The following is a 3,944-nucleotide window of genomic DNA, read 5'->3' as shown; positions in this document are numbered from 1 at the left end:
GCGTCGGCCTGTTCCGCAGGGGCGGGCACGCCTGGGGCCACGCGCGGGGCGCACCCCTGGGCCAGCGCGGCCACGGCGAGCAGAAGCAGGACGCAACAGCGCACGGCAATGCCGTGCGCCAGGGATCGGTCGTGAGAAAGACGAAGGAGGTGCATCACAGGTTCTTGAGCTTGGCGGTAACGTCCGCCGCGTTGGCGGGCGACATTTCCAGGGCCTTGCGATAGCCCTTGCGCGCCTCTGCCTTCTTGCCGAGTGCGGCGGCGATGTCGCCGTAGTGTTCCCAGATGGTGGGGTCGCTGGCGCCCAGTTCCACGGCGCGGCCGATGGCCCGCCACGCCTCGTTCAGTTCGCCCCGGCGGTAGTGCGTCCAGGCCAGCGAATCGATGATGTAGGTACTGTCGGGCGACTCTTCAAGGGCACGGGTGATCAGCTCCAGCGCCCGGTCCAGATCGCGCCCCTGTTCAGCCAGGGTGTAGCCCACGTAGTTCAGGGCCTGGGCGTGGCGCGGGTGGTCGGCGATAACCTGCTCCATCATGGCGAACGCCTCGGCCTTCTGCCCGCGCTCGTCCAGGATGATGCCGCGCATGAAGGCGATTTCCGCGTCATCGGGCCAGAACCTGCGCGCCTCGTCCATGACGGTCAGGGCCGCTTCCGGCTTGTCGCTGTTCAGGTACAGCTGGGCCTCCATCTGCCAGAATTCCTTCTGGCCGGGATACAGCTTCTGTCCTTCCTTCAGCGTGGCCAGCGCCCCTGTAAGGTCGCCTGTTTCGTACTGCAGCTGGCTTTTCAGGCGCAGGGCACGGTCGTGGTACTTGTTGGTCGGGGTGATTTCCGACAACCAGTGAAGAGCCTCGGCCGGGTCGCGCTTGCCCTCGAAGGACAGCACGGCCAGGTAGAAGTACACCTCTTCGGGCGCGCCGGGGGTGTCCTTGACCACGGTGAGCAGGGCGTCGGCCTGTTCGTAGAATTTTTCTTCCAGGAACAGGGTGGCCGCCGTAAGCAGGAAGCCGAAGGTTTCCGGCCCCTGGCGGGCCAGTTCGTAGGCCTTGGCCGGATTGTTCAGCTTCAGGCTGATGGCGATGAGCCGCAGCCATACGTCCTGGTTGCTTTCGTCCAGGGTGATGATCTGCTCGTAGGTGCGCTCGGCTTCCACGTAGTCCTTGCGCAACTCGTAGATGAAGGCCAGTTCCGCCCAGGCTTCCAGAAAGTCGGGCGCGGCCTTAACGGCCTTGCGCAACTGGCCCAGCGCCTCGGAATGGCGGTTCAGCCCCACCAGGGCGCGGGCATGGTAGTAGCGCAGCACGGGGGTGCGGTTGCGCTCGGCAATGGCGGCAAGCAGCTTGTCCGCCTCGGCGAAGTTGCGGGTTTTCACCAGCAGCAGGGCCAGTTCCTGGCGGGCCTGTTCGTCATCTCCGTGGGCGGTTACGAAGCTGCGCAGGGTGTACAGTGCGTCGCCGGTGCGGTTTTCCTCAAGGTAGGTTTCCACCAGCAGCAGGGTGATGTCCAGGTCGTCGGGGTAGCGCGTCACGCCTTCCTGCAACACCTGCCGGGCCAGGGTCGCTTCCTTGCGCGAAAGCAGGAACGAGCCGCCGTCGATGAACACCCTGGGCGAGGGGTCGAGGGCCACCAACTGTTCGATGGCGGTCAGCGCATCACGCATGTTGCCATTGCGCCCCGCCTGCTCCAGCAGCAGATAATAGTAGGTGGTGGCCGCATCTGGCGACAGCCGCCATTCAACGGGAGCGGCGGGCTGTTCCGGGGTGGGCTGGCGGGTTGCACAGCCGGACACGCCGGTGGCCAGACAGACCGCCGCCAGCAGCGCGGCGGCGCGGGCAAGCGATCCGATGCGCGACCGACCGGACTTTCCGACGAACGTTTCGGCGGCAGCGGTGCGGCGCGGTGCCCGGATGGCCGCCAGCGTGCCTGCGGCGTTGCGGGCGGGGGCGATGCGAAGAATGGATGGCATGGAGGACTCGTGCAACGGCCTGACCGGGCCGGGCGGCTACTGTGATATCCAGTCCGAGGAAAAGTCGCGGATTTCCTTGAACAGATGGTCGCGCAGCTTTTGCAGCAGGCGTGCCTCTATCTGCCGGACGCGTTCCCGGGTGATGTCGTACTTCTCGCCGATCTCGCGCAGGGTGACCGGCTGTTCCGAAAGCAGGCGGTGCTGGAGGATGTATGCCTCCTTGTCCGACAGCTTCGGCAGGATGGTCTGCACCCTGTCCTGCACCATGCGCGCAATTTCGCTGTTGGCCAGCGTTTCCTCTATGCCGGGGCCTAGGGCGGGCAGGAAATCCATGCGGGTGGCCCCGCCGGAATCCTCGCCCACGGTGATGTCCAGCGACATGTCGGACGAATCGAGCCGCTGCTCCATCTCGATGACCTGCTCGACGGTAACGTTGAGCTTTTCCGAGAGGGTGGCGGCGTCGGGGTCGTACCCCTGCGCGATAAGGCGCTGGCGTTCCTTGTTGAGATTGTAGAACAGCTTGCGCTGGGCCTGGGTGGTGCCGATCTTGACCATCCTCCAGTTGTCCATGATGAACTTGAGGATATAGGCCTTGATCCAGAACGCGGCATAGTACGAGAACTTGATGCCCTTTTCCGGGTCGAACTTGTTGACCGCGCGCATCAGGCCCACGTTGCCTTCCTGAATCAGATCCAGCACATTCTGCATCCAGCGCCGCTGGAAGTCCATGGCGATCTTGACCACCAGGCGCAGATGCGAGGTGACCAGCCGGAAGGCGGCGTCGCTGTCGCCCTGTTCCTGCACGCGGCGGGCAAGGTCGAATTCCTCGTCCGGCTTCAGCAGCGGAAACCGGCTGATTTCACGCAGATACAGGTGCAGCGAGTCGCGCGTGGAGGCGCCGGGCATGGCAGGGCGCAGTACGGGCAGGGAGCGCTGGCGGCCTTCGCTCTTGTCATGCGCGTCTGCCCCGTCATGTGCGTCATGTCGGGCATGCGACGAATCGTCGTCGCCGTGCAGCAGGTCCACGTCAATGGCGTCGTCGACGGGACCGTCGAAGTCGATGTCCAGTTCGTCGTCGGCGCTTTCGTCTTCGTCCGCTTCGTCGGGATCTTCGTCGGTCAGGATGGCGGAGGCCGGTGCGCCAGCGTCGCCATCGCCAGCGGGGGAAGAGGCGGCACGGCGGCCGCGGGTGGGTTTGCCCGCAGTGGACTTGCCGGATGCGGCCTTGGCACGGGTCTTGGGGGTAACTTCCGGCTGCGTGTCCAGAAGCACCTCGGCGTCCAGCACGATGTCGGACGTGGGGGGCGCATCGGAAACTTCAGGGGCAAGGGGCATCGCGCCGGAAGCCCCTGCGGGCCCGGAGGCCTTGGCGCCACGCGTGCGCGCGGCGCGGCGCGGCGTTTTCACTGTATCGGTCATGGTATCCGGTAAAGGCGCTGGGCAGGCTGCGCCGGTTCGTGCGTCGTGTAGCGGGGTCCCACTATGCGTGACGGGGCCGTACAGGCCGGGATGGTATGATTTTTGTTTGTCCTTTACAAGGCTTTCCGGTACACAGGCCTTCCCATGCGCCGGTACGCGCCGGTCGGGCATGTTTTCGGAACACTCGCGGTGCACGGCTCTTCATCGCCTGCGAGCCAAGTTTCAGGAGTACAGGCTGTGCCAGATTTTCGTCAAGCGCTACGGTCAGGTCGTCGGCTGGTCTTCGATGGCGGCATGGGTACCATGCTCCAGTCGCGCGGGTTGCCGCCCGGCGTAAGCCCGGAGCTGTTCTGCCTGGCCCGGCCCGACGTACTGGTGGGCATTCATGCCGACTACCTGCGGGCCGGGGCCGACGTGCTGACCACCAATTCCTTTGGCGGCTGCGTGTACAAGCTGGGTACCGGCCCCGGCGCGCCCGACGTGGTGGAATTCAACCGCGCCATGGCCCGCGCCGCCCGCGAGGCCGTGCTTGCCGGTGGCCGCGAGGCCTTCGTGGCGG

Annotated in this window: 3 protein-coding genes; 1 reads left to right on the top strand and 2 read right to left on the bottom strand. The window is 65.6% G+C overall.

Going from position 1 to position 3,944, the window contains the following annotated elements:
- Positions 1-154: 154 nt before the first annotated feature.
- Together FVW27_RS09785 and FVW27_RS09780 are read right to left on the bottom strand one after the other, a co-directional pair.
- Entirely contained in the window at positions 155-1,966 is a 1,812-nt protein-coding gene (locus FVW27_RS09785; protein ID WP_208294728.1) for a tetratricopeptide repeat protein, read from the bottom strand.
- 36 nt (positions 1,967-2,002) lie between these two features.
- Positions 2,003-3,232: a sigma-70 family RNA polymerase sigma factor gene (locus tag FVW27_RS09780; protein ID WP_424991865.1), complete on the bottom strand. Its 1,230-nt coding sequence runs from the start codon at positions 3,230-3,232 to the stop codon at positions 2,003-2,005.
- A gap of 390 nt (positions 3,233-3,622) precedes the next feature.
- Here FVW27_RS09780 and FVW27_RS09775 point away from each other — a divergent pair.
- The coding region (locus FVW27_RS09775) for a homocysteine S-methyltransferase family protein (RefSeq protein WP_341806118.1) at positions 3,623-3,944 on the top strand (322 nt) is incomplete at its 3' end.

Origin of the sequence: Nitratidesulfovibrio liaohensis, from assembly GCF_011682075.1 — a bacterium.
Lineage (GTDB): Bacteria > Desulfobacterota > Desulfovibrionia > Desulfovibrionales > Desulfovibrionaceae > Cupidesulfovibrio > Cupidesulfovibrio liaohensis.
Note: the sequence above shows the minus strand (reverse complement) of the source record. Positions and strands in the feature narration are given on the sequence as shown.

Coding starts and splice junctions, on each gene's coding strand:
- FVW27_RS09785 (WP_208294728.1), bottom strand. CDS start 1,966: ATGCCATCCATTCTTCGCATCGCCCCCGCCCGCAACGCCGCAGGCACG.